Genomic DNA, 1,220 nt, shown 5'->3' with positions numbered 1-1,220 from the left:
CAACTCGAGAGCATGAAGGCGGAATCGCTAGTAATCGCGGATCAGCATGCCGCGGTGAATACGTTCCCAGGCCTTGTACACACCGCCCGTCACACCATGGGAGTTGGTTTCACCCGAAGGCAGTGCGCTAACCGCAAGGAGGCAGCTGACCACGGTGGGATCAGCGACTGGGGTGAAGTCGTAACAAGGTAGCCGTAGGGGAACCTGCGGCTGGATCACCTCCTTTCTAAGGATCATGGCGGATAGAGCTGCTCACGCACTCTTCCTCCTGTCCAAAGAACATTGCCGCCGTCCTCATGTCCCTTCATCCTGGAAACGCTCCCCATCGGGGAGTGCAGCCTGAGCTGGCTCACGCCGCCCGCGGCCTATATGGCCGGCAGGCGATGATGGGGCCGGTAGCTCAGGTGGTTAGAGCGCACGCCTGATAAGCGTGAGGTCGAAGGTTCAACTCCTTCTCGGCCCACCATCGCAACGGCATAGCCAATGGGGCCTTAGCTCAGTTGGGAGAGCGCTAGCTTTGCAAGCTTGAGGTCATCGGTTCGATCCCGATAGGCTCCACCATCCTCGCGCACAGACCGTGCGGGGCACGGTCGAGCACGTCGATCGGTGCGATGCTTCTGCTGCTCGTCATGCCCCCGGCATGACTGCGCTGCTCAGTTCCAGAGATGAAGAAAACCGGATCCGCGGTTCGCCGCGGTAGAGGCTGATGCCTCGTCTTTGACATTGTGAATGGGTTCTAGAAATCGATGCCGTGGTTAGGCAGCTGAGCCGCCGCAGCGGCACGCTTCATGCGTGCTGATGCGATCGGAACAGCGGTCTGATTACATATAAATTGATTATCTAGCTGAGCGGATCTGTCCTCCCTGGCGTTGGACAGATCTGTATAAACCAGACCACCGGATATCGGCGCCTGTCATGCAAGCAGGATTGTCGATGGTGGTGTGGATTCTCAAGCGTGAGGTAAGGGCAATTGGTGGATGCCTTGGCATACACAGGCGATGAAGGACGTGGCACGCTGCGATAAGCTGCGGTGAGGTGTGAGCAACCTTTGACCCGCAGATTTCCGAATGGGGAAACCCATCCTCACTATTTAATCTCGCTCCTGAGCAATCAGGGTCGGGGTTAAATAGGAAGGATATCTCTAGGCTGAATACATAGGCTTAGTGAAGCGAACCCGGGGAACTGAAACATCTCAGTACCCGGAGGAAAAGACATCAACC

The 1,220-nt window shown here is 56.9% G+C and carries 2 tRNA genes and 2 rRNA genes (1 of these 4 cut by a window edge); all 4 read left to right on the top strand.

The features are described from left to right. Nucleotides 1-226 (top strand): 16S ribosomal RNA (locus Q0C64_RS02975); the annotation flags it as partial. Nucleotides 227-389: 163 nt separating this feature from the next. Further along, nucleotides 390-466 (top strand) — tRNA-Ile (locus Q0C64_RS02970). Between the two features lie 19 nt (nucleotides 467-485). Then, nucleotides 486-561 (top strand) — tRNA-Ala (locus tag Q0C64_RS02965). A 389-nt stretch (nucleotides 562-950) separates the two neighbouring features. Next, a 23S ribosomal RNA gene (locus Q0C64_RS02960) occupies nucleotides 951-1,220 on the top strand; it runs 2,525 nt beyond the window's last position.

Source organism: Sphingomonas sp. (assembly GCF_023266535.1).
Classification (GTDB): Bacteria; Pseudomonadota; Alphaproteobacteria; order Sphingomonadales; family Sphingomonadaceae; genus Sphingomicrobium.
Note: the sequence above shows the minus strand (reverse complement) of the source record. Positions and strands in the feature narration are given on the sequence as shown.